At 63.8% G+C, this 25,719-nt stretch carries 25 protein-coding genes, 1 tRNA gene and 1 pseudogene; 10 read left to right on the forward strand and 17 right to left on the reverse strand.

The genetic code is table 11. The features are described from left to right. Nucleotides 1-150: 150 nt before the first annotated feature. Nucleotides 151-627 (forward strand): type II 3-dehydroquinate dehydratase, encoded by a 477-nt coding sequence (aroQ, locus tag AC1DHX_RS04175; RefSeq protein WP_230009056.1) that lies wholly within the window; start codon nucleotides 151-153, stop codon nucleotides 625-627. A gap of 2 nt (nucleotides 628-629) precedes the next feature. Beyond that, a complete protein-coding gene (locus tag AC1DHX_RS04180) occupies nucleotides 630-1,811 on the forward strand; it encodes a DUF2332 domain-containing protein (protein ID WP_476859257.1) in 1,182 nt (393 codons plus the stop codon). Between the two features lie 51 nt (nucleotides 1,812-1,862). Here AC1DHX_RS04180 and AC1DHX_RS04185 read toward each other — a convergent pair whose 3' ends face one another. Then, nucleotides 1,863-3,047 carry a MarP family serine protease gene (locus tag AC1DHX_RS04185; RefSeq protein WP_476899872.1) on the reverse strand — a complete coding sequence of 395 codons (1,185 nt, stop codon included), beginning with the start codon at nucleotides 3,045-3,047 and terminating at the stop codon, nucleotides 1,863-1,865. Nucleotides 3,048-3,262: 215 nt separating this feature from the next. On the opposite strand from AC1DHX_RS04185, the gene AC1DHX_RS04190 reads away from it, so the two are divergent. Continuing rightward, nucleotides 3,263-3,940: a Crp/Fnr family transcriptional regulator gene (locus AC1DHX_RS04190; RefSeq protein WP_011693220.1), complete on the forward strand. Its 678-nt coding sequence runs from the start codon at nucleotides 3,263-3,265 to the stop codon at nucleotides 3,938-3,940. 458 nt (nucleotides 3,941-4,398) lie between these two features. On the opposite strand, the gene AC1DHX_RS04195 is transcribed toward AC1DHX_RS04190, so the two are convergent. From AC1DHX_RS04195 to AC1DHX_RS04205, 3 genes are read right to left on the reverse strand one after another with little or no spacing between them, the layout of a single operon-like run. Further along, nucleotides 4,399-5,310: an NUDIX hydrolase gene (locus tag AC1DHX_RS04195; protein ID WP_476855516.1), complete on the reverse strand. Its 912-nt coding sequence runs from the start codon at nucleotides 5,308-5,310 to the stop codon at nucleotides 4,399-4,401. 16 nt (nucleotides 5,311-5,326) lie between these two features. Then, nucleotides 5,327-5,917 carry a RidA family protein gene (locus AC1DHX_RS04200; protein ID WP_476859256.1) on the reverse strand — a complete coding sequence of 197 codons (591 nt, stop codon included), beginning with the start codon at nucleotides 5,915-5,917 and terminating at the stop codon, nucleotides 5,327-5,329. Between the two features lie 2 nt (nucleotides 5,918-5,919). Beyond that, nucleotides 5,920-6,075, reverse strand: a complete 156-nt coding sequence (locus tag AC1DHX_RS04205) for a DUF4177 domain-containing protein (protein ID WP_003797879.1) — start codon at nucleotides 6,073-6,075, stop codon at nucleotides 5,920-5,922. 37 nt (nucleotides 6,076-6,112) lie between these two features. Between AC1DHX_RS04205 and AC1DHX_RS04210 the strand changes: the two genes are divergently transcribed. From AC1DHX_RS04210 to AC1DHX_RS04235, 6 genes are all read left to right on the forward strand, one after another. Next, entirely contained in the window at nucleotides 6,113-8,404 is a 2,292-nt protein-coding gene (locus AC1DHX_RS04210) for a transglycosylase domain-containing protein (RefSeq protein WP_476899873.1), read from the forward strand. A gap of 3 nt (nucleotides 8,405-8,407) precedes the next feature. Then, entirely contained in the window at nucleotides 8,408-9,355 is a 948-nt protein-coding gene (locus AC1DHX_RS04215) for a metallophosphoesterase (protein ID WP_476899874.1), read from the forward strand. 318 nt (nucleotides 9,356-9,673) lie between these two features. Continuing rightward, nucleotides 9,674-11,497: an ABC transporter ATP-binding protein gene (locus AC1DHX_RS04220; protein ID WP_476859253.1), complete on the forward strand. Its 1,824-nt coding sequence runs from the start codon at nucleotides 9,674-9,676 to the stop codon at nucleotides 11,495-11,497. Next, the gene (locus tag AC1DHX_RS04225; protein WP_476859252.1) at nucleotides 11,494-13,419 is read left to right on the forward strand and encodes an ABC transporter ATP-binding protein; all 1,926 of its coding nucleotides are present in this window, start codon (nucleotides 11,494-11,496) and stop codon (nucleotides 13,417-13,419) included. The genes AC1DHX_RS04220 and AC1DHX_RS04225 overlap by 4 nt, the downstream gene beginning before the upstream one ends. 128 nt (nucleotides 13,420-13,547) lie before the next feature. Further along, a tRNA-Pro gene (locus AC1DHX_RS04230) sits at nucleotides 13,548-13,624 on the forward strand. Nucleotides 13,625-13,784: 160 nt separating this feature from the next. Next, the gene (locus tag AC1DHX_RS04235; RefSeq protein ID WP_476859251.1) at nucleotides 13,785-14,324 is read left to right on the forward strand and encodes a hypothetical protein; all 540 of its coding nucleotides are present in this window, start codon (nucleotides 13,785-13,787) and stop codon (nucleotides 14,322-14,324) included. A gap of 246 nt (nucleotides 14,325-14,570) precedes the next feature. Here the strand turns inward: AC1DHX_RS04235 and AC1DHX_RS04240 are convergent. From AC1DHX_RS04240 to AC1DHX_RS04300, 13 genes and pseudogenes are all read right to left on the reverse strand, one after another. Beyond that, nucleotides 14,571-15,428 (reverse strand): annotated as a pseudogene (locus AC1DHX_RS04240) (recombinase family protein); the annotation flags it as partial. Then, nucleotides 15,383-16,030 (reverse strand): ImmA/IrrE family metallo-endopeptidase, encoded by a 648-nt coding sequence (locus AC1DHX_RS04245; protein ID WP_476859250.1) that lies wholly within the window; start codon nucleotides 16,028-16,030, stop codon nucleotides 15,383-15,385. The pseudogene AC1DHX_RS04240 and the gene AC1DHX_RS04245, both read right to left, overlap by 46 nt. 30 nt (nucleotides 16,031-16,060) lie before the next feature. After that, the gene (locus AC1DHX_RS04250) at nucleotides 16,061-16,459 is read right to left on the reverse strand and encodes a helix-turn-helix domain-containing protein (RefSeq protein WP_476859249.1); all 399 of its coding nucleotides are present in this window, start codon (nucleotides 16,457-16,459) and stop codon (nucleotides 16,061-16,063) included. 107 nt (nucleotides 16,460-16,566) lie between these two features. Continuing rightward, nucleotides 16,567-17,148 (reverse strand): antirestriction protein ArdA, encoded by a 582-nt coding sequence (locus AC1DHX_RS04255; protein ID WP_476859248.1) that lies wholly within the window; start codon nucleotides 17,146-17,148, stop codon nucleotides 16,567-16,569. 99 nt (nucleotides 17,149-17,247) lie between these two features. Next, a complete protein-coding gene (locus AC1DHX_RS04260; RefSeq protein ID WP_476859247.1) occupies nucleotides 17,248-17,562 on the reverse strand; it encodes a hypothetical protein in 315 nt (104 codons plus the stop codon). 86 nt (nucleotides 17,563-17,648) lie between these two features. Then, nucleotides 17,649-18,653: a DNA-methyltransferase gene (locus tag AC1DHX_RS04265; protein ID WP_476859246.1), complete on the reverse strand. Its 1,005-nt coding sequence runs from the start codon at nucleotides 18,651-18,653 to the stop codon at nucleotides 17,649-17,651. Further along, nucleotides 18,646-19,458, reverse strand: a complete 813-nt coding sequence (locus AC1DHX_RS04270) for a replication-relaxation family protein (RefSeq protein ID WP_476859245.1) — start codon at nucleotides 19,456-19,458, stop codon at nucleotides 18,646-18,648. Before AC1DHX_RS04270 ends, AC1DHX_RS04265 begins: the two co-directional genes overlap by 8 nt. A 158-nt stretch (nucleotides 19,459-19,616) precedes the next feature. Beyond that, entirely contained in the window at nucleotides 19,617-21,788 is a 2,172-nt protein-coding gene (locus AC1DHX_RS04275) for a type IV secretory system conjugative DNA transfer family protein (protein ID WP_476859244.1), read from the reverse strand. Nucleotides 21,789-22,164: 376 nt separating this feature from the next. Then, on the reverse strand, nucleotides 22,165-22,311 hold the full coding sequence (locus AC1DHX_RS04280; RefSeq protein WP_476859243.1) for a hypothetical protein: 147 nt from the start codon (nucleotides 22,309-22,311) through the stop codon (nucleotides 22,165-22,167). A gap of 50 nt (nucleotides 22,312-22,361) precedes the next feature. Beyond that, nucleotides 22,362-22,889 (reverse strand): hypothetical protein, encoded by a 528-nt coding sequence (locus AC1DHX_RS04285; protein WP_476859242.1) that lies wholly within the window; start codon nucleotides 22,887-22,889, stop codon nucleotides 22,362-22,364. Nucleotides 22,890-22,961: 72 nt separating this feature from the next. Then, complete coding sequence (locus AC1DHX_RS04290; protein ID WP_476859241.1) at nucleotides 22,962-23,168, reverse strand: hypothetical protein; 207 nt, start codon at nucleotides 23,166-23,168, stop codon at nucleotides 22,962-22,964. Continuing rightward, nucleotides 23,165-23,416, reverse strand: a complete 252-nt coding sequence (locus AC1DHX_RS04295; RefSeq protein ID WP_476859240.1) for a hypothetical protein — start codon at nucleotides 23,414-23,416, stop codon at nucleotides 23,165-23,167. Before AC1DHX_RS04295 ends, AC1DHX_RS04290 begins: the two co-directional genes overlap by 4 nt. 12 nt (nucleotides 23,417-23,428) lie before the next feature. After that, nucleotides 23,429-23,737, reverse strand: a complete 309-nt coding sequence (locus tag AC1DHX_RS04300) for a hypothetical protein (protein ID WP_476859239.1) — start codon at nucleotides 23,735-23,737, stop codon at nucleotides 23,429-23,431. Nucleotides 23,738-23,936: 199 nt separating this feature from the next. On the opposite strand from AC1DHX_RS04300, the gene AC1DHX_RS04305 reads away from it, so the two are divergent. Further along, nucleotides 23,937-25,055 (forward strand): hypothetical protein, encoded by a 1,119-nt coding sequence (locus AC1DHX_RS04305; protein WP_476859238.1) that lies wholly within the window; start codon nucleotides 23,937-23,939, stop codon nucleotides 25,053-25,055. The last annotated feature ends 664 nt before the right edge of the window (nucleotides 25,056-25,719 follow it).

Below are 25,719 nucleotides of genomic sequence, written 5' to 3' on the forward strand. Positions count from 1 at the left end.
CGGCGGCGGCGCCGCCCACCGTGGTGGGCCGCGCCGCCGTCGTCGTTGGTCCTGTCTGTCGACGCGGCCGCGGCGGGAACATCCGCAGCAGCGAAGAATGCCGCAGTAACGAACGGCGCGCGCGGGCCGCGGCGCGATAGATTTGCAGACATGACTGAAGCCACCTCCGCCACCGTTGCCGGCCGCGGCACCATCCTGGTTCTCAACGGACCCAATTTGAACCTGCTTGGCACCCGCGAGCCCGAGAAATACGGGACGGCGACGCTGGCCGACGTCGAACAGCTCGCCAAAGACGCCGGTGCCGCGCACGGCCTGGACGTCGAGTGCTTCCAGTCCAACCATGAAGGGGCCCTCGTGGACGCCATCCACGCCGCCCGCGGGAAGGCGGTGGGAATCGTGCTCAACGCCGGCGCCTACACGCACACGTCCGTGGCCATCCGGGACGCCATTTCCGCTGTTGCCCTGCCGACGGTCGAGGTGCACATCACCAATGTTCACGCCCGCGAGCCTTTCCGGCACCATTCCTACCTTTCGGACATCAGCAAGGCCGTGATCGCCGGCGCCGGGATTCTGGGCTACCGCTTCGCGGTGGAATACCTCGCCGGGCTGCACGCGGCCGGGGACTGAGCATGTCCCCCGCCGAACCCGCGGCGGCGGAAGCATCCGGGGAACCGTCCGCAGCTCCGGCCCCTGCCACGGGCACCGCCTCGGACACAGCACCGGGCGCGGCTACGGCTACGGACACAGACACAGACACAGACACAGCGCAGTGGTACCGGCACTTCGGCACGGTCGACGCCCCCGGCTCCTCCCCCTGCTATGCCGCGTGGTCCGTGGGGATCGCCGGGGACGCCGAGGTGATCCGGCGGATTGATCAGTGGCCGCACAACAAGCGCCAGCCGCTGCTGATCCTCGCCGCGGCCCGGTTCCTCGGCGCGCAGATCAGCCCTTACCGCGATTTCCGGAGGTTCCTGGACCATCACTGGGACGCGGTCTCGGAAATCGTGCTGTCCCGGTCCACGCAGACGAACGAGGCCGGCCGCTGCGCCACCCTGCTGCCCTCACTCGCGCAGATATCCGCGGCAGAGGGCCGGCCGCTGGCCCTCATCGAGGTGGGCGCCTCGGCGGGGCTGGCACTGTTCCCTGACCGCTACGGTTACGAGTTTGTCGACACCGGGGCGGGGGCACCGGATGAGTCGGCGGCGGACCCGGCGGCGGCGGAAGCAAGGACGACGCGGCTGGTTCCGGATGGCGCCCGGCCTGCCACGTTTCCGGTCTTGCGCTGCCTGACCTCGGGCCCGGTGCCGCTGCCGGCGGAAATCCCCCGGGTGGCATGGCGTGCCGGGATCGACCTCAACCCCCTGGACGTGCGCGACCCGGCCGACGTCGCCTGGCTCGAAGCCCTCGTCTGGCCGGAGCAGGAGTTCCGGCTTGAACGGCTGCGCCAGGCGATCGCCATTGCCAGGGAACGGCCGCCGCTGCTGGTGGCCGGCGACCTCAACGAACAACTTGTGGAACTCGCCGGCCGCGCCCCGGCCGACGCCGCCCTGGTGGTATTCCACAGCGCCGTCATGGCGTACCTGGATGCCGGCGGCCGCTCCCGGTTCCGGCGCACCATGGCGGATCTTGCCGCGGAGCGGGGCTGCCACTGGCTCTCGAACGAAGGCCACACGGTGGTGGTGCAGGCAGACGGGTCCAGCGTGGTCCCGGAAATGGATGACGCCCGGCTTCGCGGCCGGTTCCTGCTGCTGCAGGACGGCCAGCCGGCAGCCATCACGGGCCCGCACGGGCAGAGCCTGGAGTGGCTCTAACCTGCGTGCGGCTCGGGCCTGACTGTGGCTAGTGCCTGCGCGGCAGCCCTGCTATTTCTTGATGCACTGTCCGGACGAAACGGCGCTGCCCAGACCCGGCGCCTGCGCCGCCACGGGGCTCAGGTCATTCATGGTGATCGCAAATCCGAGCGAAGACTCGGTTGTGGCCTTGGCAAAGACCACCCCCGCCACCTGCCCGTCCATGGTCAGGAGCGGACCCCCGGAGTTGCCCGGCTGCACGTCGCCGGCCAGCCGGTAGACGTCCTCGGGCGACGCATTCTTGCCATAGATGTCCGGGACCAGCACGGTGGCGATGTCCTGCACCGTGGCCGGTTTGGACTGGAAAGGCCCGCCGTGCGGATAGCCGGCAAAGGCCGCAGCGCTGCCGGACGGCAGGTCGGCAGCCAGCGCCAGGGGTTCCGAGCGCAGACCGTCAACGGCCACGACGGCGAGGTCGTGCTGGGAGTCAAAGTACACAACGCGCCCAGGCAGTGCGCGGCCACCGGGCGTTTCCACCACTGGTTCGTCGACCCCGGCGACCACATGGGCGTTGGTCACCACGCGCCCGGGGGCGACCACGAAGCCTGTTCCGGTCTGGTTTTGGCCGCACTGGTAGGCGGTTCCGGCGATCTTGAGCACTGACGCGGCGGCCTTGTTCAGCGCCGGCGTGTCGGTGCTGGTGTCCGGAACGGCAACGGGCTGGCTCTGGCCGAAGCCGTCCAGCAGCGTGGGGATTCCCTCGCCGATCACGGCGGAACGCAGCTGCGCCATTGATGCCTTGACCGGCATCGGCGTCACGCCGTCGATGAACCTGATGACTTTGGATTCCGCGAGCTGCTGGGACACGAACGGCACACCCAGGGCCCCGATGCTGAACGCCAGCATCGACATCACAAGGGCGGACACCACCACGTTCACGCCCCCGCCCACGAGGCGGTCCGCCGCCCGCAGGGGGCTGAACGGGACCACGCTGCGGATTCGCCGCCCGATCATGGTGCCGAGGCCGTTGCCCACGATCATCAGAAGGACCGCCGTGGCGACGATCGCCGTCAGGCGCCAGCCGCTGTCCTCCACGAGGCCGCTGACGAYGGGCACGGAGACGAAGGCGGCGACGGCGCCTGCCGCGAATCCCGCGATGCCTCCGAGCGTCACAAGGAAGCCGTTGCGAAGACCGTGGATCAGGTAGGACAAGAGCGCCACAACCAACAGCAGGTCCAAAATGGTCAAGCCAAACACCGGGGCTCCTCACAGACAGTTCAGCGACGATTCTACCGGTGTAAGCTGAACGTTTGCCGACCGGCCGCCAGCCTGCACAGGGATCTGCGCGGACTTTCCGAGCCGTGCGCTTTCGGCCCCTCCGGGCGTTTCCGTGCCAACTACGTCACAGAAGCTCCAAAATTCTGAAACAATGGCTGAAGCGCCCCAGCCGACACAGCTAGTCAGGAGATTTCATGGATATCGAGGTATTGCGCCGCGCACCCCTTTTCGCCACGCTCGACGACGAGGCGTTCCGTCTGCTGACGGACGAACTTACCGAGGTGGACCTTTCACGCGGTGCCTCGGTATTCCGGGAAGGCGACCAGGGTGACCAGCTTTACTTCATCGTCTCCGGCAAGGTGAAGCTCGGCCGCACGTCGCCGGACGGCCGCGAATCACTGCTGGCCATCCTCGGCCCGGGCGAGCTTTTCGGCGAAATGGCGCTGTTCGACCCCAGCCCGCGCACGGCCACGGCAACTGCCGTTTCCGAGACGCGTCTCGCCGGCCTGAAGAACGAGAGCCTCAACGCGCTGCTGCGCACCCGCCCCGAGGTCTCGGCCCAGCTGCTGCAGGCCTTGGCACGCCGCCTGCGCCGCACCAACGATTCCCTTTCCGACCTCGTCTTCTCCGACGTGCCGGGCCGTGTGGCCAAGGCGCTGCTGGATCTGGCCGACCGCTTCGGCCGCCCGGCGACCGACGGCGTCCTGGTCGCCCATGAACTGACGCAGGAGGAGCTCGCCCAGCTGGTCGGCGCCTCCCGTGAAACGGTCAACAAGGCCCTCGCAGAATTCGTGCAGCGCGGCTGGCTGCGACTGGAAGCGCGCGCCGTCGTCATCCTTGACATGCAGCGCCTGCGCCAGCGTTCCCGCTAGGGATCCCCGGCAGCAACCACGAAGGCCGGCCCCGGAAACGGGACCGGCCTTCTGCCGTTAATCTTCTGCCATTAATTCGCGGAGGAGGTTTCGGGCTGGTTGTCCGCGGGACATGTCCACTGGTGCGGATCGGCGCCCGACATGTCCCCGGGCCCGCACCCGGCAACAAGGGACATGTCCAGCCCCGGCTGCAACGACTGGACATAATGCCACTATGTCCACCTGTCAGGTCCACCGGAGGGCATGTCCCGGGCCGGCACGCAGCACGAAGGAACATGTCCAGTGCTCAGGAGCAGGGCGGGGCATGTCCCGGGCCGGCACGCGGCACGAAGGAACATGTCCAGCGCTCAGGAGCAGGGCGGGGCATGTCCCGGGAATCGCCCGGCCCCCGCCCAAGCCAAGCCCTAACAGGCTGCCCGCATGGAGTCAGCCTTCCGTGGCGTCGGCGCTCCCCGGGCCTAGCGTTCCCGCTGCGGTTCGCCGGCGATCGTTTTGGCTGCTTCGACTTCAAGCATGAGCCGGCCGTCTTCCTCGACCAGCTTCGGCTGGTAGACGTGGGCCTTGCGCTTGTAGCTGAGGTAGGCGATGCAGCCGTTGGCCTTGGCCATCTTCTCAAGCATGATCTCCGAGCCAGGGACCAGGAGTTCGCCCAGGGTCCGGCCGACGGTGTTCTCCTGCCCTACCTCGTCACCCAGCACGGTGCTGTCCCGCTCGCTCACGACTTTCCGGACGCACACCCAGCGGCCCCAGACGCCCTTGCTGGCCAGCAGCGAGGGCTGCTGGTTCACCGGCACGGTGGCGGCAAAGTAGCGGGTGTTGAACCGGCGGTGCGCGAAGTCGGGGCTGAGCCAGTTCACCAGGGGTTTGAGCAGGTCAGTGCGCAGCGAGAGCCCGCGCTTGGCGAGCAGGTCGGTGAAGGATTTCTCCTGCTCGGCCACGGCTTCGCGGGCGCGCATCCAGTCGGCACTGGAGGTCAGTTCCACCGTGGTGGACAGGTCGGGGCCGGCCAGCAGGATGCCGGTCTCCTCAAACAGTTCACGGATGGCACCGACGACGTGTCGGCGCGCCAGCCCGACGTCGGACGTCCCCATCTGCTCGGCCCAGTGCTGGGGTGAGGGGCCGAGCCAGCCGACGGCGTCGTCGTCGGTGGATTCCAGCGATCCGCCGGGGAAGGCGAGGACACCGAGCGGGGAGGACCCCGTCCGGTAGCCGAGCCAGGTCTCCAGGCCCGTGGGCGAATCCCGCAGCAGGATCACGGAGGAGGCCAAACGGGGCGCGCGGGGCGTCCGCTCACCGTGTTCAATCCAGCTGCGGGCTGCTCCCTCAAGATCCGGGGGCAGGACGAACAGGCGGCGTTCTAACTGAGGCAACGACGTAACCGGTCTACTAGGCGAATTCAGCGATCAGTTCGACTTCGACAGGCGAGTCGAGCGGCAGAACGGATACGCCGACGGCGGAACGTGCGTGCTGGCCGGCGTCGCCGAGGACCTGGCCCAGCAGCTCCGAGGCGCCGTTGATGACACCGGGCTGGCCGGTGAAGGAAGGGTCGGAGGATACAAATCCGACAACCTTGACGATCCGCGTGATGCGGTCGAGGTCGCCGATCACACTCTTGACGGCGGCCAGTGCGTTGACGGCGCAGACGGCAGCGTAGGCCTTCGCGTCCTCCGGGGACACCGTGGATTCGTCGGAGGCGCCCGCCGAACCGGTGGAAACCTTTCCGGTGGCCTCGAGCTTGCCGTTGATGAACGGCAGCTGCCCGGAGGTGTAGACGTGGTTGCCGGAAATCACGGCCGGAACATACGCCGCGACCGGAGCAGCGACGTCGGGGAGCGTCAGGCCCAGCTCCGCGAGGCGCTGTTCGACGGCGGACGACGCGCCCGCGCCGGCCGTGTGGCTCGCTGCGCCGGCCGTGTTTTCGGAGATGTTTCCCGCGCCCGCCGGCGTGGCCGGAACGGCTTCTGAGGGGGTGTTCATGGCTACTGCTTCTCCCGCTTCAGGTAGGCAACCAGGCCGTTTCCATCGGGTCCCGGAACAACCTGGACGAGCTCCCAGCCGTCGTCACCCCACTGGTCCAGGATCTGCTTTGTGGCGTGAATAATGAGCGGAATCGTGGCGTACTCCCATTTGGTCATGACATAAAGCCTAGTCGTTGCCGGTAAAGTGGAAAACATGGCGACTGGCAAGAACCCTTTATTCGACACGGCCACCACCCTCGGAAAGATCTTTCTTTTCCTGGGCGTGAGCGCTATTTGCGGTGTCCTGGTGGCGGGCCTCCTGGTCCCCGCGGCGGCCGTCTCGGGCAGTGCGGCGAGCGGTTCGATCCAGTTTTTTGACACACTCCCCGCTGAGCTGAAGGTCGATCCGCCGAGCCAGTCGACCACGATCCTGGCGTCCGACGGCAGCCCGATCGCGAACCTTTACGCGGAAAACCGCACCCGTGTTTCGCTGGACCAGATGTCACCGCACATCAAGGACGCGATCATCGCCATCGAGGACAGCCGCTTCTATGAGCACGGCGGTGTGGACACCACCGGCATCCTGCGCGCGCTCGTGAGCACCGCCCGCGGCAACAAGCAGGGCGCGTCCACGATCACGCAGCAGTACGTCAACAACGTCATCAACTCCTCGCTGGAGGCCGAAGGCAAGGGCGACGAGGTCCTGCTCAACGGCGTCAACAAGGGCGTCGGGGACAAGCTCCGTGAAATGAAGCTGGCCATCGCGCTGGAGAAGAAGTTCACCAAGGAGCAGATCCTCGAGGGCTACTTGAACATCGTGTTCTTCAACCGGGACGCCTACGGCATCGAGGCCGCGTCCAAGTTCTTCTTCAGCACCACGGCCAAGGACCTGACCCTGCCGCAGGCGGCCCTGCTGGCCGGCGTCGTGAACAGCCCCTCCTACTACGACCCGATCACCAATCCGGAGAACGCCAAGGTCCGTCGCGACCTCGTGCTCCACGCAATGCTGACGCAGGGCAAGATCAAGCAGGCCGACTACGATGCCGCGGTGGCGACGCCGGTGCAGACCAAGGTCACCCAGCCCCGCCAGGGCTGTGCGTATTCGCAGACGGCGCCGTACTTCTGCGACTACGTGCTCCACCTGCTCCTGAACAATCCGGCGTACGGGGCCGACGCTGCCGAGCGTGAGCGGAAGATCTTCCGCGGCGGCCTGACCATCAAGACCACGCTGGACCCGAAGGCCCAGTCCGTGGCCCAGGCCCAGGTGGACGGATCGGCCGGCGCGAACCCGGACAAGTGGGGCGCCTCGCTGGTGTCCGTGCAGCCTGGTTCGGGCAAGATCGTCTCCATGGCCCAGAACACCGTCTGGTTCCCGGCCGACGGCAAGTTCGACCAGACCCAGAACTTCAACGTGGACGTGCAGGACGCCAAGGGCAATGACCTCAACGGTCTCGGCGGCTTCCAGCCCGGGTCCACGATGAAGCCGTTCACGTTCGCGGAGTGGCTCAACGAGGGCAAGTCGATGAGCACCCAGCTCAACGGCGCCGTGCGCCGATACCCGYCCGGCTTCCCGTGGAAGAACACCTGCCCCACACCGACGACCGACTCGTACGACGACACGGCCGGCACCCACGACCTGCAGAACGCGGACGAGAACCATTACAAGTACATGTCGGTCCTTGACGGCCTGGCGAACTCCATCAACACCATCACGTTCGCCTCTGCCGCCCAGGTGGACCTCTGCGGGATCCAGAAGATCGTGGATGCCGTCGGTATCCACGAAGGCCTGCCGAGCCCGAACGGCGACGATCCCAACCCCAAGGTTCCGATGACCCGGTTGAGCAGCCTGATCGGCGCCCGCCAGACGGCGCCGCTGACCATGGCCAGCGCATTCGCCACCTTCGCCAACAACGGCAAGTACTGCGAACCGATGGCCATCGAGTCGGTGACGGACGCGACCGGCGCACAGCTGCCGGCCCAGTCACCCAACTGCCGGGACGCGATCAAGCCCGAGGTGGCCCACGGCGTCGCGTACGCCATGCAGGAAGTGCTCAACCGCGGCTCGGGCTCGCTGATCCAGCCCCGGATTTCGACCCGGACCACGTTCCCCATCGCGGCGAAGACCGGCACCAACGACAACAACAGCTCCACCTGGGTGGCGGGCTACACCAGCGGCCTGGCAACGGCCACGTGGTTTGGCGATCCCCTGGGCAACCAGCAGCGCGCCGGGCAGAACGTCACGATCAACGGCAACTTCTACAAGGGCATCGACGGTTACATGATCGCCGGGCCGCAGTTCTCGAACTACATGGCCCAGGTGGCACCGGCCTACGGCACCGATCCGTTCCCGGCCCCGCCGTCGGACATGCTGTACTCCCCGGCCCCGGTCCCGGACCCGATCTCAACGCCGCGGACCTCCATTCCGACCGCCAAGAGCACCGAGCCGGCCACACAACCGTCCGCCGACCCGACTCCGGCACCTACGAAGTCCTCCGGCAAGAAGTAGCCGATGACCCTGGGCAATGATCTGGCGAGCCGCGTTCGAAGCATCGGACGCGGCTTTGCCGTGACCGCCGCGATCGGGACGGCGGCGGGGGCGGCCGCTACCGGCTACGGGCTGTGGGAGAAGAACCAGTTTGTGATCAGGGAGGAAACCCTCCCCATCCTGCCGGCCGGGTTCGGCCCGTTCCGGATACTGCACCTGTCCGATATCCACTTCGTTCCGGGCCAGCACCGGAAGTCGCAGTGGCTGTCCTCCCTGGCGCAATTGCAGCCGGACCTCGTGGTGAACACGGGCGACAACCTCAGCCATGCCAAGGGCGTGGACCCCCTCGTAGCGGCCCTGCGGCCCCTGCTGGAATTTCCCGGCGTGTTTGTCCCCGGCTCGAACGACTACTTCGGCCCGAGCCTGAAGAACCCGGCGTCATATTTGCTCGGGCCCTCGGGCGAGCGCAAGCACCCGGAAAGGCTCGACTGGCCCCGGCTGCGTGCCGAGTTCGGCATGTCCGGCTGGGTGGACCTGACCAATCGCTGCCAGTCGGTCGTGCTCAAGGGCATGYGCTTCGATTTCTCCGGCGTCGACGATCCGCACCTGCGCCTCGAACGGTACGCGGGCTGGCCGCGCGGGACCAAGGGCCGGGACGCCGACCCGCACCTGCGCATCGCCGTCGCGCACGCACCCTACCAGCGCGTCCTCGACCACTTCACCGAAGCCGGCGCCCACCTCCTCCTGGCCGGTCATACCCACGGCGGCCAGATCTGCGTCCCGGGCTACGGGGCCCTGGTCACCAACTGCGACCTGCCCACCTGGCGGGCCCGGGGGCTGCACACCTGGGAGAGCAACGGGAGGACGACGCCGGTGAACGTCTCGGGCGGCATCGGCACGTCCCGCTTCGCCCCGGTCCGCATTGCCTGCCGGCCCGAAGCCGTTCTGCTCACGCTGACCTCCCGCGCCTAGGCCTGGCCGCGGCCAGTGCTGCCCGCCCTCCGGCCTGGCCGGTGGACATGCCCTCCCCTGGCGCCCGAGCCCACGGGACATGCCCTCCCCTGGTCGCGGGCACTGGGCATAGGCCMACAATGCCCACCCGCTGCGGCCACCACCGGACATGTCCCACGGCCACCCGCCGCCCGCACCTATTGCGGATCGCAATGACTGGGCGAGATGCTGGGAGCGCTGAACAACGTGTGAATCCGGTCACCCGATGGCCTAGGGTAGTTGCTACAGGAAACTACATTCAACGGTGCGATCTATGCACGGGCGTCTTAAGAAGCAGGCATGGCCAAGCAGAGCTCATTCTTCACCTCCATCAGCCGTCTCTTCCCGCACGTCAGGCCAATCCTGCCCCGGCTGGTCATGGGCCTGCTCTGCGCGCTGCTGGCCAGCGTCATGGCACTGGCCATCCCGCAGGTGCTGCGCGTGCTGGTCAACGAGTCCCTGACCCCCGGCGGCAGCGCGGAAGCCGTCTGGACTGCCTCGCTCCTCATCCTGGTCCTGGGCATCGCCGAGGCGGGCCTCGTGGCCCTGCGCCGGCAGTTCGTCATCAATCCCGCCACCACCGTCGAGACCCGGATGCGGGTCTCGCTCTACGGGCATCTGCAGGACCTCACAGTTTCCTTCCATGACCGCTGGGGCTCCGGTCAGCTGCTGTCCCGGGCCATGACGGACCTGAACTTCCTGCGCCGCTGGATGGCCTTCGGCGCCATCATGCTGGTGGTCACGACGCTCACCGTGGTGATCGGCGTCGCGGTGATGTTTGCCATGAGCTGGCAGCTGGCCCTGATCTTCCTGGCCGCCGCCGTGCCGATCATGATCTACGGATTCCGCTTCCGCACCCGCTTCAGCAAGGTGGCCCGGCGCAGCCAGGACCAGGCCGGGGACCTCGCCACCACGGTCGAGGAATCCGTGCACGGCATCCGCGTCCTGAAGGCCTTCGGCCGCAGCCGGGAGGCCCTGGAGAACTTCAACGAACAGGCCGAGGAACTCCGGCAGACCGAGATCGCCAAGGCCAAGCACCTGGCCACGTTCAGCCTGGTGGTGACGCTCCTGCCCGAACTCGCGCTCGGCGCCGGCCTCGTCGTCGGCATCCTGCTGGCCTCCACGGACCAGCTCTCCATCGGGTCCCTGGTGGCCTTCTTCGCCACCGCCGCCGTGGTCGCCGCGCCGGTCGAGTTCTGCGGCATGCTGCTGGCGATGGCCCTCACCGCGAAGTCCGCGGTGGACCGGCACTTCGAGGTCATGGACGCGCAGAACACGATCACCAGCCCGGACCAGCCCCGCCGCCCGGCCGGCCTCAAGGGTGCCCTCAGCTTCCGCAATGCCTCGTTCGCGTTCGAGGACGCCCCGGACAAGCCGATCCTCAAGAACATCACCCTGGACATCCGCCCCGGCGAAACCATGGCCCTCGTGGGTATCACGGGCGGCGGCAAGAGCGCCCTGCTCCAGCTGGTCCCCCGCCTCTACGACGTCACCGGCGGTGCCATCACCATCGACGGAGTGGACCTGCGAGAGTTCGCGGTGGAGGACCTGCGCACCGTGGTCTCCGTGGCGTTCGAGGACACCACGCTGTTCTCCAGCTCCGTCCGGGACAACGTCCTGCTCGGCGCGCCCGACGCCGGATCGGCGGAGGGCCGCGACGCGGCCCTGGAGGAAGCCCTCGACGTCGCCCAGGCCCACTTCGCCTATTCCCTGCCGGACGGGGTCGATACCCTGATCGGAGAGGAGGGCCTCAGCCTCTCCGGCGGCCAGCGCCAGCGCATCGCCCTGGCCCGGGCCATCGCCGCGAAACCGGCCGTGCTGGTCCTGGACGACCCGCTCTCGGCGCTGGATGTGAACACCGAGGTCCTCGTCGAGGCCCGGCTGCGCAAGGTCCTCGCGGACACCACCACGCTGATCGTGGCCCACAGGCCTTCCACGGTGGCGCTGGCCGACCGGGTGGCCCTGCTCGAGGACGGCCGGATCGCCGCCGTCGGAACCCATGCGGAACTGCTCGCCAAGAACAGCCATTACCGCTACGTGATCGCCAGCCTGGACCCGGAACCGCGGGACCTGGATTCAGAATTGTCCGCCCTCGAGGACCAGTCCGAGGAGATTTCCCGATGAGCAGCGCAACGTTCGGCACCGCCAATGAGGACAACGCGCACCTCAGCAGGAACGAAAGCAAGGCCGTCCGGCGGCGCTCCCTGACCCTCCTGGGCTCCCTGATCCGCCCCGTCCGGGCCCGGTTCTGGCTGACGATCGGCGCCGTCGTGCTGTCCCAGGCCGCCCGCGTGGCCGGGCCGGCCCTGATCGCCTTCGGTATCGACCACGCCCTGCCCGCCGTGCGCGCCGGCGACAACCTTCCCCTGGTGCTGACCGGCGTCGCCTACCTTGCCGCGGCCGTCGTGGCGGCCGGCCTGACCGCCCTGTACGTGACCTCGACGGCGCGGCTCAGCCAGGCGATGCTGCTGGACCTCCGCGTCCGGGTCTTCCGCCACACGCAGCGGCTGAGCCTGGAATTCCACGAGAAATACACCTCGGGGCGCATCATCGCCCGGCAGACCTCGGACCTGGAGGCCCTGCGCGAACTCCTGGATTCCGGCGTGAGCTCGCTGGCCTCGGGAATGCTGTTCATGGCGTTTACCGCCGTGACGGTGTTCGCCCTGGACTGGCGCAGCGGCGTGCTGGTTCTGGCCGCCGGCGTGCCGATGTATTTCCTGGCCCGCTGGTACCAGAAGCACTCCCAGATCGCCTTCCGCGAATCCCGGGTGGTCTCGGCCCGGCTGATCGTGCACTTCGTGGAGACCATGACCGGGATCCGCGCCGTGAAGGCCTTCCGGAAGGAACGCGAGAATGCCGCGGGCTACTCCGAACTGTCGGAGGACTACCGCCGCGCGACCGTCCGCTCCATCAACCTCAACGGCATCTTCCAGCCGGGGCTGGTGCTGATCGGGAACGTGTGCGTGGCCCTCGTGCTGCTCACCGGCGGCTTCCGGGTCCTCAGCGGCGACCTGGAGGTCGGCGTGCTCCTGGCCCTGATCCTGTCCGCCAAGCGCTTCTTCCAGCCGGTGGACCAGATGGCCATGTTCTACAACTCCTTCCAAAGCGCCCAGGCGGCCCTGGAAAAGGTCTCGGGTCTGCTCGAGGAGGTCCCCACTGTCAGACCGCCGAAAACACCCGCGGCCCTGTACGACGCGCGGGGCAGCATCGATTTCAACGGCGTCGAATTCCGCTACGGCGACGGCCCGGTGGTCATCCCGAGGCTGGACCTGCACATCCCCGCCGGGCAGACGGTCGCGCTCGTCGGGCAGACCGGCGCCGGCAAATCCACCCTCGCGAAGCTGATTGCCCGCTTCTACGACGTCTCCGCCGGGTCGCTGACCCTCGACGGCGTGGACCTGCGCCAGCTCAGCACCGAGGACCTGCGCCGGAACGTCGTAATGGTCACCCAGGAGGCCTTCCTGTTCAGCGGCTCCGTGGCGGACAACATCGCCCTGGGCCGGCCCGAAGCCTCGCGTGCGGAGATCGAGGACGCGGCCCGGGCGGTGGGGGCGCACGCCTTCATCATGGAACTGCCGGACGGCTACGACACCGACGTCAACAAGCGCGGCGGCCGCGTCTCCGCCGGGCAGCGCCAGCTGATCAGCTTCGCCCGCGCGTTTCTGGCCCGCCCGGCCGTGCTGATCCTGGACGAGGCAACGTCCTCGCTGGACATCCCGTCGGAGCGCATGGTCCAGCACGGCCTCGCGGGGCTCCTGCGCGGGACACGGGAGGCCGGCACCCGGGAGGCCGGCCAGCGGCCGTCCGGTGGACAGGCGGGCGGCGGACAGCCCGTTGCAGACTCGGCCCCCGGCCCGGACTCGGCCCCCGGTCCCGGGCGGACAGCGCTGATCATTGCCCACCGGCTCTCCACCGTGGAGACGGCGGACCGGGTGCTGGTGGTGCACGACGGACGGGTCGTGGAGGACGGCACCCCGGAGCAGCTGATCGGCGACGGCGGCGCCTTCGCCCGGCTCCACGGCGCCTGGAAAGACTCGCTGGTCTGAACAGCGCCTGCCGGGACCGGTCGGCGTCCGGGCCGGGACGACGGCGGGACACGTCCCGGCCGGCGCCCGATTTCACATCCGGGGCCATGATCGGATACTCTTGTGAAGTTGCTTTTGAAGCAACGGATCGGGATGTGGCGCAGCTTGGTAGCGCGCGTCGTTCGGGACGACGAGGTCGCAGGTTCAAATCCTGTCATCCCGACCAGAGTTGCTTTATTTGAACCACGGTTCAAGTAGATCGACTTTAGTTGACACAACAGAGATGGCGTCGAGAAATCGGCGCCATTTTTGGTATCCGGGAACTGGCCAGAAAGTACGTCTGAAACGCCCAAAATGGCCTCTTGTTCGGACGATTGGGTCGATTCATGGACAGACATCGCCGACGCGGGTTTGATCGATCGGTAGGCCGCCTGGGCCGCGAAGACGTCGGCAAAGGGTTGATTCAGATCCGTGCCAACGGAGCCCTCCTGGTGCACAAAGAAACGGTGATAAAAGGATTCATTGAGGAGGCGCCGGACCTTGTCCGTTGCCTTGTCGTAGTACGACTTCGGGTCAGCGATCTGATCAATCGCCTTAGCAAGAAGCTGGCCCCCTACCGCGATCTGCTCGCCGATGTTCGCCAGGCTGTCTTCGATGCGGGAACGTTGAACGCGCAGCTCATGCATTTTCTCCCGGACCTTCGACTGCGGCAGGATGCCATCGGCCGCAATATCAACGAGCCGGCTCTCCTTGGCCTCAACTTCTTTGAGCTGATTCCTGTACTTCGCGTACATCTCCTTTATGTCCTGCTGTTCACCGACAAGGGCTTCATCCAGTCTGGAGCGAATGTCCTCCGCGAAGGCTTTGTCCAGCACAAGCCGACCGTAGGATTCGGCCACACTGTCCTCGATGAGATAGGCCGGTAGATACGGAAGGTCGCACTGGCCTTCCTGGCGGGCACGGCAGAAGAAGTACTCATGAATAGTTCCCCCGCGCCCTTTCACTTGGGTATAAACGACGCGACTCTCCCGGCCAAGCCGAAAGCACTTGCCGCAGTAGAGCATGCCCTTGAGGTAGTGATTGTGAATGCGATCCCTGGCGCCTGATCCACTACGTGAGCTCATAACTTCTTGCACTTGATCGAAGAGGTCTTGTCCGATGATTGGCTCGTGACGTCCCGGATAAGCATCGCCCTTGTAGACGACGTACCCGACGTAATACGGATCTTTGAGCATCTGATGCAGCCTGCTCGCGGAGACTGGCTTTTCCGGATATCGAGCTGTCCGACGGCTCGTCAATCCGAGGTCTGCCATCGTCGCTTCCAGCCGCTCGATGGAGTATTTCCCGGTGGCATACAGTTCAAAGGCCTTGAGCACGAGCGGCGCCCTCGTTTCATCGAGCCCGACGCTGTTGATCATGCGCCCGTCGATATCCTTGCGGATATTGAGGTACCCAATCTTGGCCTTACCGACTGTGCCACCGTTGATAGCCTTGTTGCGCATCTTGATCCGGATGTCTTCACCGCTGAGCTGGTTCTGCACTTGGTTCATGATGTCGGTGACGGCTTCCATCGCTTCCGCGTATGTGCCCTCACCAAAGTCCTCACGGGCGGAAAGCAAGCGCACGCCCAGCTTGTCGAGATGTCGTCGCGTAATGGCCGCGTCAGTGAAGTTACGAAAGGCTCGGGAGCGGGCATACACGATGACATAGTCAACGTCGCGGTGCTCCTGCAGAAACTTCAGCAATGCCTGGAAGACTGGCCGCTTCTCGATCGTTTGCGCTGACACACCAGGCTCCACGAATTCCTCCACGATGTCGGCGTTGACGGCTACGGCCTTCTGCCCGCAGACGTCACGCTGCGTGGCAATGGAGTTACCGTCCTTATCGATATCAACGGCAGTTTCGGTCTGCTTCTTGCTCGATACCCGAAGATACAGAACTGCCTTACGCGGTCTTAGAGCCTCGATTTCCTCGATGGTCATGGTCATACTCCTTGTGTTTGGGCGCGGTGATTCATGCGGTACTGCCATGAACGGGAGAACGGCGTGCTTTGGGGTGTGCAACGTGGGGTGGGCTCCGCGATGCCTGTTTGGCGCAGTCGCACAGTCATCGCAGCTTCGGATACTTGAAAGTGCGCTGCGAGATCGGTCGTTCGCTGCATGCCGCCGTAGTAGGCGCGCTTGAGAAGTTTTTTCGGAACGAGCAGACAGCCTGCGAAGTAGTCAGCAGCTTGCTCGGCCTGTTCGGCAGGAGTGGAGTCGCGGGTTCCGATATACAGGGCGTCAGCACGATTGTGGTCGATGATGTGCTTGTATTCGTGGGCAAGAGTGAACCGCTGACGGCTGTAACTCTCATGCTTGTTCAGCTGGATGATCCAATTGCTCCCGTTCCAGAAGCTAGCCCCTGAGACCGGAGCGTCGACCATCTCAATTTCAATCTTGGGCAGGTCGGCGATGAATTCAACTGGCACTGGCCCGTCCTCGATGCCGTGCAGCTCCAGGAGTCGGATGGCTTGGTGCTCGGCTACCTGCCTTGCCTCAGAGTGGGAACGAACCTCTCGGTTCGGGATGAGCGCGCGGAGAGTAGCCAGGACGCTCGGTTCGATATATGTGGTGATATTTTCGTTGGTCATGGCTTTCTCCTTTCTCTGAGAAGTCGTTGGTTATTCGTCCTCGCCGGGGGCGGGGCCGGTATTTATATTGATGCCGTGCCGGGCGGCGACATCGCGAAAGTGCTCTTCAATCTCACGGACTGCGCTGTCCGGCATACCTTTGAATTTCGTGCGCAGGTACGGATTGAGCGTTGGTAGGTCGGAGCCGCGCAGCATGCTCGATTCGGCCAGGATGTCGGTCAGTGGAAGCTGGAGGACGTCGGCGATGGCGCGAAGATTATCCATGCGGGGATTGGCAATCTGTCCCAGCTCTAGCCGGGTGATCGTTCCCTTCGCGACCCCTGCTTGTCGGGCGACTTCGCTCGCGGAAAGACCCAGCCACTGGCGCTGCTTCCGGATTGTTTCGGCTAAGCCTTGAATGTCTTTTTCCTGCATTTGTTCTGTCTCCAATTTCTGATTGTATTATGAATCGATCGTTCAATTCCTTCAACGATTTAAGCGAATTCCACAACAGAAATTTCGTCAAGGCAGGAAGGCCTTCCTAATATTCCGGAAGGTTAAATACGACTATTGAAGACGTAGATTCCGGAGTCAGATTCGATCACGTAGATCTCACCGCTGAGTCGCAAGTCCTCGCCCATTGCTTCCGCGTCAATCTTGGCGTACGGCTTCAGTGACTCTGGCAGGTGCGCGTCAACTTCCTGCTGCCATCCCATGTCATCGATGATCCGCTCGGCGTACGCCTCCAGCGTGGGGTATTCGCCGAGGTAGGCACCCTCGAAGTAGTGCCAATCTTCGGCATCTAAGCCGGAGTAGTCCACCCATGCAGCGAAGGCGGGACCATATTTGGCGATGCCTTCGGCGAGTGCAGCGACTTCCTCGATACGTTCGAACTCACTGAGCTGTTTACTCCCGAAGCCTTCGTAGTCATGGATCGCCCATTCTTCCGGCGCGGGTTCACGAGACCGCGCCAGCATGGCATGGATCTGCTCGTAAATGGCGTCTGCGCCTATGGTGGCGTCTATCCAGGTGCCGAGCAGTCGCCCGTCGTTATAGTCAGCCAACGACGCGACGTAGATGGCGGGGGTAGTGCCCCTGTCTCGTTCCGGCGTGGACTCGGGTAGTCGTTCGTGGTTCATATGTCCTCCTTTCGTTTAAGCAGATGGGTAGGCGGCAAGGACAGCGGAGGCGCTCTCAATTGAGCGCTGCTCACGCCGTCCCTGCCGGTGGTACTCGAACTAACGTCCGCGTGCCGCGCGGGGCTTGGCCGCTTCCTGATCGGTGCCGAACAGATGAGCGATAGCCTCGCGCCGGGCAGCAGCTTCTCGGTCGATTTCCGCGAGGGCGGATTCGGCTTGAGATGCCAGATCCGTGTTTTCCTTGATGCCGGCGATGTGCGCCATCAAGGCTTTTCTGATCTCGTCGGTGATGGTGCTTCCCCGCAGCTGCGCAATGAGCGTCAGCTGGGTGTGGACGTCCGGTTCGAGCCGGATGGCAAGAGTCTTCACTCCTGCCGGGTTCTGGCGGTCCCCGCCAGCGGTGGGTGTCGTCATGACAACTCCTCGGATTGTGCGACTGGCGAGATTCCGGAATGGAATCCTCGTCACCAGCCGCAGCGCACCGACGAGCTGCCCGAGTGCTATCCGCTTGGTGGCGAACGCGGACGAGCTGCCGTGATCCGCTCTTGCGCTTCCCGGGCAAAGGTGGGGTTTAGCTCGATACCCAGCCAATTACGGCCGAGTGATTCAGCGACGACGGCGGTCGAGCCACTGCCAATGAAGGGGTCCAGGACGATGCCGGGCTCTGGATCCCCTTTGTGACTGCAGCCCGCCTGAAGTGCCAGCCGCGTGGCGGTCTGCCCTAGCCTACGGATTGGTCGTCGCCACGGGGCGCGGCAGATGGCGCAACGTGCTTCGGGGGTTCCGGCTTGAATACATCGGCTAGCCAGCGTTTCAGGAAATGTGGCGTGGTGGCTGCCTTTGCCAGCCGCTGTAGCGATTGTCCACACGTCCCCAGGGTTCTTACCGAGCGGATGGCCAACAATTCCACGAGCCTTCATGGCCGCGAGACCGATCGTCGAATCGGTGTTTGGCCCCCGCCACCCTTCCTTAGCGGGACGTCGCAATGAGGCACGAGGTGGGCGACCGGGCTTTGACAGATGCGGCACGCGAATGGCATCGAGGTCGAAGTAGTAGCGTTCCTGCTTCGCGAACAGGTAGATCACTTCATGAGACGCTGTCAGCCGGTCTTGAACGCTGGTTGGCATAGGATTCGGCTTGGCCCAGATGATCTTGTTGCGGACTATCCACCCATCTTCCTGCAGCAGCTGCGCTACGCGTTCCGGTGCCAGAAGCAGGCTCTTGGACGGCGCGCCTTGCCGAGGATGGTTTGCATACGTATCGCCGAGATTAAGCCAGAAGGTGCCGGTCGGAACTAATACGCGGTCAATCTCGCGTGCAACGGCTCGAATCACGCCAGCCCACGCCTCCACATCTGCTTCGAGCCCTATCTGGCCGTCGGCATCGTAGTCGCGTAATCGGAAGTACGGTGGGCTGGTTAGGCACATGTCCACCGACCCGGCCGGGAGCTTGCGGAGCTTTTCTAAAGCGTCCCCGACGTACAGAACGTTGACGGGCTTAGTCATGGCGAACCTCCCGGACGAGCTGAGCCGCAACCTCCTCCAAGGCACTGATGCGGTAGAGCCCAGGGGTCACCCGAGCGTTCCGTTGCAATGCCGCCAGAAATGCTTGGCGGCGGCGCTCGGCCACGTTTGGGCGGTAGGCATCCATAGCCCAGACGACCTTTGGAAAGCCGCCGAATTCACGCTGTTCGATGCCGGTTTCGAGATATTCCTCGTATAACAAGCACTTGCCGAGGACGGTAGGCAGGCTCTCGTGACCAAGATCCACTTCAACGAAGAACGCCTCAACATCCTGATCCGCGGGATGGGCAGCGAGCTCAACATACAGGTCTGGTCGAAGCACCTGACCGACACCAAGGCGATCCGTGTAGTGGCGACGAGCCTCGCCTTCCGGAGCCAGCTGCACGACCTCTGCACCCGACTCGGATGCAGCGGCAATGATGCTGACAGCAACGTCGGCTATGGCCAGAGTGTGATCAAGGAATCGCGACGATGGCTCATCGAAGCGCTTACGTCGGCGACTCGACTCCTGGTTCCGTTGAATGCGCTCGCCGGCTGTATCGATGAAGAAAACCAGCCCCTCCGAACCTGCCCGGACACCACCGATCCGCCGATTTAGGACGCCCAAAATGCGATGGCTTCGTAGTCTTGCTAAGACTCGGCGGCAGGTTCGAGCACCCGATTCTGCAGTCGCGTGCTCTGCAAAATGCAAGGTTTCAATGTGACGCGCCGTCAAGAACCGATAGCGCTCCACAGACGACAGGACAGCGCGATCGCGTTCGCTGAGCCGGCCTTCAATATCGTTCAAGCGACGCCGACTTATCCGCGGGCCAGTATGGGCTCCGGTGCTAGGTACAGCACCGGTATTCGGCGCCCCAATTGGTGCTAATTGTTCRCTGACCTCCGCAGATGCATTTGCTGGCTTCGACGCGGGCGGGTAGCCGGTTGGTAGAGTTCGCTCGACCGTCATGACTGGCTCCTTCTACGGCGACCATCAGCTGCGCCGGTTTCAGGAGAAGGAGTCAGAATGCTTCGAAGCCCACGTTCGATGACGTCTTTTGATTGACCGAACTGGCTGCGGCTCAGGGCCCGGATCTTGTCTGGTGACGAGGCCTGATTCGGGATGTCTAAAGTGACGCCGGATGCCCAGTCAGTCACCGCGCTCTTGCGGACGAGCTGCGCGTAGATGTGACGCGACGGCAACGCCATGAAGTCTTCCGGTTCAAGACCAGGTGCCATGGCGGCGGCCGCCCTGGCATCCCTTGATGCGAGTTGAAAGAAGACTCGGGATCGACAGTTGGCCTCGAACGCCGTGCGCATGCTTTGGGGCAATTGATCCAGGTACTGGTGCGCCACATGGAACCCAGCGCCAAGACTGCGCGAAGTTGCCAGCGCATCGCCTATATCGGTCGGTAGACGCAGGTACTCCTGCACCTCATCGAGGTAGATCATGACCGGATGGCGGTTCTTGGCTGCAATGCTGGCGCGCTCCTGGATGGCCTGCCACAGTTCTGCGACGACCATGGCTCCTAATAGTTGAGCAGCCTCGGGTCCGAGCACCCCCTTCTGGAGTGGGACGAGCAGAATCTTCCGCTCCGTCAGCACCTGGCGAAGATTGAAACGTGGAGTGGGTTGTGCCAAAACGTGACGAAGATGCGGATCAAGCAACGGGCGCAGCTTATTCATCAGCGGTGCCGTCACCTGCGCACTGGCCTCCGGGGATAGTTGGTCATACCAGTGCCAGAAAGGTCCAGCTGAAAATGGATCATCGCCCGCGATCTGGCGGGTGACCGACTGCCGGAACTTTCTGTTGTTGAGCAGAATGGGCAGCATGGCCAAGCTGGCGTCCTCCCGCTGAGCGAGTGCCAAGAGGGAGTGCCGCAGAATGTCCGAGCTTCGGGGCCCGAGCTGGTCGCCGTAGAGCGCGTGGAACGTACCGAACAGCTGATCAGCGATGAGAGCCGGACTCCTCCCGTGACCATCAAGTGGATTGATCCCCACAGGCACGTCATCCAGCGGATCCAGCACGATGACATCAGCCTGACGTTCCAGAGGAACGTGCTTTAGTACATCGCGAATCAGATCCTTGGGCTCGACGACGACACAACTGCGCCCAGCTTCCATGTCACCGATGATGAGCGAAAGGAGCATGGAACTCTTGCCCACACCGGTCGGTCCCATCGTCCACAGATGATGGCAACTATCCTCTGGTGATAGGCCCAGCCGGGCATCGCTGGCACCGGGGGCCGTCGCCCTACCCACAATGCGGTCTGCGTCCGACGCGGCGAAGGAAGGCCGGATCTGCCGTGGATGTGCTGGCGGCTGCCCCGGGTAGGCAGTCTTTCCTTCACCAACCGGCCAAGCACTAAGCATGCCCACCTCGACGGCGGACAGTCGCTGGCCCGCCGCGAACCATGGCCACTCAGGACTAGGATTGTTCAGCTTATGGGTCTGATCAAAGTGGACACGAAAGCGGAGCCCTGGTGCCACCATCGATCGGAAGGCATTGACCACGCCGCCGATCAGAGCTTGCCGACGATCTTCCTCGGACGCGCTGACTCCTATGCGAACGAAGGTCGCGAACCCATGGTCGCCTTGCTTTTCTTCGATTCGCCGACTGATCGCCCGACGCCGCTCCGGCTGCACGCCAGTGAGAATAAGCGAGGTGATTCCCTGATCGACTTGGGCAACAGCATGAGGAGTCAGTTGAGGTATGAACCTCGGCCCCAATATGATCTGGACCACCAGGCTTTCATTTCCGCGGACCGCCGTCAGGCTGGCCAAGAGAGCTCGTGTTGAACCTTCCGGATGCCGAGGCTCCAGAGGTTGTGCAGGCGTGTTGACGGAAACCCGGCGGGCGGACTGGGCGGGTAGCCGGCCAGCATCATCGGCGACAACGATGGCCCCAACGACCAGACGTTCGATGTCGCGGCGGACAGCAGACGCATGGCGTCGCTGCGTGCCGACAATGTAGCGGATGCCCTGTTTATCCGATCGGGCTTCCAGAATGATTTGCGGTGCGTGACTCTGCGAACTCCATACCCGCAGCAGGTTGATGGCCTGCTCATCATCGAGCGGGCGGGGCCAGAAAATCTCCTGCCACACCAATTGTCGAAGGATAGGCGCGGAGTTATTCATCGCTCGCATCCTCTGCAGTAGGCTGGACGATTTTCTGTTCGTGCTGAATTTGGGCCTCCCGCTCAGCTTCAGCCTGAGCCATCGCGATGACGACACGGCTCAGCTTGCGGAGGTCAGGACGATCGCGCTCGACTCCCCTGACGATTATCCGGCCGTCCCTTCGTGGTCGCGCCTGGCGGCTCCGACTAGGACGTTTGTTGCTAGTAGACATAGTTGATTCCCTCCTTCCTTCGGTGTTGTGATTTGCGGCAACGTTCAACGTATTGAACGATGCCTGAGGCTTAGTATGCGTTCAATATGTTGAACGTTCAACCACTTTTGCGCAAACCACAACACCGACTGGAAGAGCTGTAGTTGCCGCATTGCGGCGATGGATTTAGTACCTATTTCGGCGATATTGGATGACTGCCCATACCGCCCAGATGATGGCAACGACACCGACGCAGGCGATCAGAAACGGCAGGATCGATTGCAGCACTTGAGTCGCGCAGTAGAGGGCCACAACGGCCAGCAGGACGGACATGCATGCTCCAATCGCCCGCTCAAACCAGGACCTGGGACCAGGATCGACGCTCACCGCTGGCGCTCCATCTCCAGGTAAATGCCGGTGTTCAGGCCGTGCCGCACGCAGTCGAGTGCAAACTGCAGCTGGTCCCCCACGTACTGCTTCGTGACGGCATAGAACATGACTTGGCCTACTGCGTCAGCTTCGAAGAGATGCCATTCGAGATCATTCCGGCTGAAGCCTGCGCGTTCGAAGCGCCGCATCAGCCATCGCGCCAACACGAATTCATCGGGCGACGAAAAGCTCAAACCCTGCTCAACGTGGGCAACATCGTGAACGTAGCGGTAGGCCATATTGACGTCTGGTGAACCGAAAACCACGCTGCTGCTGTTCTCGTTGGAGACAGGTAGCGGGTGTCCATCCTTCTGCGAGACGGCGAAGGCTTCGCACAGATCCTTGTACTTGTCCGGCGCGTCACCGGCCGGCTCCCACCCAAAGTAAAGGCGGCGCTCAATCTTGTGAGCCTGGTCGAGGACATAGTCAGAGAGTCGCTTTTGCGCTGCGACCAGCTCCGTTGAGGTAAAGGATTCGGGCATGACAAATAACCCCTTTCTAGAGGCATGTTTGAATCGGGGGGTAGCCGAGCTGGTGAACTTAGGGGCCAGCCGCTATTGGCGGCGGCGCATGTCCAGCAGGGCTTGTTGATAGGCCGCATCGATGCGGCTAACCGTTTCGCGAGCATCCTCAGTGATGCCGAAAATCTGATCCCGAGAAGGGGGCGTCCGGCCGCGCCAATAGTCAGCAACGACCAGGTATGCGGCAGCAATGGAAGCTGCGCAGGTGATCATGATGGCAATCCAGTAGATGGCAGTCATGACCGCTGCGGCCCCTTCGGCCAGGTTTCCAGCGCCGTCAGTGCCATGGCCGACATCTGCTGCGCAACCAGGCGCAGATGCCGCGCTGTCGCTGGCGAGTCATCTTTGACTGTCCTCGCTGCGTAGTCCAGCTCATCCACCAGCGTCGCAACCCGCCCGATAAAGAGACGGACAGCAGCCTCGTGCTGCAGCACTTCGGACTCCATGTAGCCAATGGGCTTCAGCGGATTTACAAATTCGTGCTTCATGACTGGCCCCCGCTACCGCTGGAACCGGCGGACTTCCCACGCCGCGTACTCGGCGAAGGAATCTGCGATGTAGTTAAGCCGCTCCGATGTGCGCGGGTCGCCGTCGGACTGGAACTGCGCCTCCCGGCTCAACATGCCGGTCAGGTGCATGCCTGTTGCGGCGACAAAGCCGGCGGCCTGGACACGCGTCGCCGTTACGAGGCCATTGGCCACTTCGGCGTTCTGACGCCGCTGGAGCGACTTACCTTCGGAGCGTGAGAAGCCCTCTGGGCTACTGAAGGGTGTCACCTTCCCGCTCGGACGGGGAATGAGATCGGACATGATCTTGCCTTTCTGAAGGTTGCGGGAGGCCGCCTTTGCGGTCCTGTAACTAAGGCTGAAGCTGACGGAGCGACGGAAACACAGGGCTGCTGCTGCGCTGTCGCGGAGTCGTGCCGCGCAGCGGCGAGCGCTTGCGATCCATTGCGGAGACCTTGACTGCGGTAAAAGGGAGTCGCATAATGCACGGCAAAGGAGGCATATGAGGGACGCTGACAACGAGAACCAGCTAAAAGCACGAATTATTGACTTCCTTGGCGCGAGTACTAGGAATGGCCTGCACGTGTCGAACCGTCCGAAGACAGCGGTAGACCTCGGCAACGGGCGTCTGCTCGATATCCAGTTCATTGAGGGTGCTGTCAGCGCGCAGAGCCGGAAAGACATCTCGTCATATGTCCTTGAGCTTTACCAGGGCAGGGTCGCCACACTTGCTTTGGAGCCCTCTGAGCTTCTCAAGCTTCGTGCCACGCTGTTGTTGGGGCTTGGAGAGGCCCGATACCTCACTTCGGATGAACGCCGGCTGGCACTTGCACGTACCTACCGCGTGTATGTTCCACCAGGAAGGAAGCCTCCCGAGGGTATCCATCAGTTCAGAGACAGCTACCGGGATGTGAGGCGAGTCGAACGCGAGGATGTTCTCGCGGGCGTCGCCGGCATCGTGGTCGAGATGCTCGAGAGCCCGCAATTTCCGGTCGCTACAGTCAGCTCAAAAACCCCCTGGACCTACGAGATTGTCGATGCGCAGGATGACTACGTCTACCCCGCCAGCGCCGAGGGGCAGATCCGCACGGTCATCCGCAGGCGCACGATCCGATCGACGGTTCCCGCACTCACGGAGTTTCGACAGACGTACACTGACCGCACCCCGGGTGGGGCGATGCCGGAAGTCCAGAACGTTGGACAAGGCCAGCTCACAATCGAGAACCTCCGCGCCTACCATGAGAATGGCGTCCCCGGATACCGCTACGACATTGTGATTACTTTCCCACCGCTCCAACGTGGGGTACCCCTCGAAGTTGCCTGGTTGCTCACCCATCGACTCACTGATCAGGATCAGTGGCGACCCGGCGCCGTACATCATGTGCAGCTGACTCCAGTCGTGCCAATCGGGAAGCTTTCAATCGGCGTCCGCTTCAGTCCGCCGGAGGTCCCAGAAGAAATCTGGCGCATCGACAACGTTCCGCCTCAGAACATCCGCCAAGCCCACGCCCGAGGCAAAAACCTCGCTCCGAGTCACGACCGTGTTCAGGCGAAATGGGAGGACGTCACGTTGGGCCATGCTTGCGGCATTGTTTGGCACTGGCCCAAACACATAGACTGAGCGCAGCCGCCGGGGTCAAGCACGCAGGAGACACCATGGAACTCATCCGAGGCAACCTTGCCATTCGGGCGCTTCTTTGCGGTGGCGAGGGAGATACCGACGGGGAAAGTGACAGCGGAAGCTCCGACGGAGACGGCGATCACCCCTGAGTTGCCTAACCCTTAGGTCTAATCGTGGCCGGGGGCCCGCCCGCAGTCGGTGGCCGCCGGTTAAGATCAAGTATCTGAGCCGGCAGTTGTTGAAGTTGCGGAAGCCGCGGGCACCGCGACCGGTCAGCTGGCCGATAAACGTCTGGCCGATCGCACAGTACCTCGGAAAGTCGGACCGGACACATCTTCATGGCGCGCCTCCATTTGCTGCCTCACTCATGGTGAGCCTCTTCGGGGAGTGCGATCGATGAACGCTAGGCGGGCTGCGACGTCCCGGTGAGGCGGACATGGCGAGGCCTGACTATGTTTATGAGCCGGGGATGAGGAAAATCAACAAGCACTAAAGCTTTTTACAGTAAACACAAAAGTTATTACGTGCAAAATGGTCTAGCAGGTATCGGTCTAATAGCGTCGATGATTTACGAAAACAGCAAATCAGGTTAAAATCAGGGCAGATGTCGCGCCCGGTGGGAGCAAAGCTCTCGGGCGACGACGCTCCACCTGAAGCGCACACG

Source organism: Arthrobacter sp. 05N33_2, assembly GCF_056397425.1.

Coding starts and splice junctions, on each gene's coding strand:
- AC1DHX_RS04260 (WP_476859247.1), bottom strand. CDS start 17,562: ATGACGACACCCACCGCTGGCGGGGACCGCCAGAACCCGGCAGGAGTG.
- aroQ (WP_230009056.1), top strand. CDS start 151: ATGACTGAAGCCACCTCCGCCACCGTTGCCGGCCGCGGCACCATCCTG.
- AC1DHX_RS04245 (WP_476859250.1), bottom strand. CDS start 16,030: ATGACCAACGAAAATATCACCACATATATCGAACCGAGCGTCCTGGCT.
- AC1DHX_RS04295 (WP_476859240.1), bottom strand. CDS start 23,416: ATGAAGCACGAATTTGTAAATCCGCTGAAGCCCATTGGCTACATGGAG.
- AC1DHX_RS04290 (WP_476859241.1), bottom strand. CDS start 23,168: ATGACTGCCATCTACTGGATTGCCATCATGATCACCTGCGCAGCTTCC.
- AC1DHX_RS04265 (WP_476859246.1), bottom strand. CDS start 18,653: ATGACTAAGCCCGTCAACGTTCTGTACGTCGGGGACGCTTTAGAAAAG.
- AC1DHX_RS04190 (WP_011693220.1), top strand. CDS start 3,263: ATGGATATCGAGGTATTGCGCCGCGCACCCCTTTTCGCCACGCTCGAC.
- AC1DHX_RS04280 (WP_476859243.1), bottom strand. CDS start 22,311: ATGTCCGTCCTGCTGGCCGTTGTGGCCCTCTACTGCGCGACTCAAGTG.
- AC1DHX_RS04235 (WP_476859251.1), top strand. CDS start 13,785: ATGGACAGACATCGCCGACGCGGGTTTGATCGATCGGTAGGCCGCCTG.
- AC1DHX_RS04300 (WP_476859239.1), bottom strand. CDS start 23,737: ATGTCCGATCTCATTCCCCGTCCGAGCGGGAAGGTGACACCCTTCAGT.
- AC1DHX_RS04200 (WP_476859256.1), bottom strand. CDS start 5,917: ATGAACACCCCCTCAGAAGCCGTTCCGGCCACGCCGGCGGGCGCGGGA.
- AC1DHX_RS04225 (WP_476859252.1), top strand. CDS start 11,494: ATGAGCAGCGCAACGTTCGGCACCGCCAATGAGGACAACGCGCACCTC.
- AC1DHX_RS04205 (WP_003797879.1), bottom strand. CDS start 6,075: ATGACCAAATGGGAGTACGCCACGATTCCGCTCATTATTCACGCCACA.
- AC1DHX_RS04285 (WP_476859242.1), bottom strand. CDS start 22,889: ATGCCCGAATCCTTTACCTCAACGGAGCTGGTCGCAGCGCAAAAGCGA.
- AC1DHX_RS04255 (WP_476859248.1), bottom strand. CDS start 17,148: ATGAACCACGAACGACTACCCGAGTCCACGCCGGAACGAGACAGGGGC.
- AC1DHX_RS04275 (WP_476859244.1), bottom strand. CDS start 21,788: ATGAATAACTCCGCGCCTATCCTTCGACAATTGGTGTGGCAGGAGATT.
- AC1DHX_RS04305 (WP_476859238.1), top strand. CDS start 23,937: ATGAGGGACGCTGACAACGAGAACCAGCTAAAAGCACGAATTATTGAC.
- AC1DHX_RS04220 (WP_476859253.1), top strand. CDS start 9,674: ATGGCCAAGCAGAGCTCATTCTTCACCTCCATCAGCCGTCTCTTCCCG.
- AC1DHX_RS04180 (WP_476859257.1), top strand. CDS start 630: ATGTCCCCCGCCGAACCCGCGGCGGCGGAAGCATCCGGGGAACCGTCC.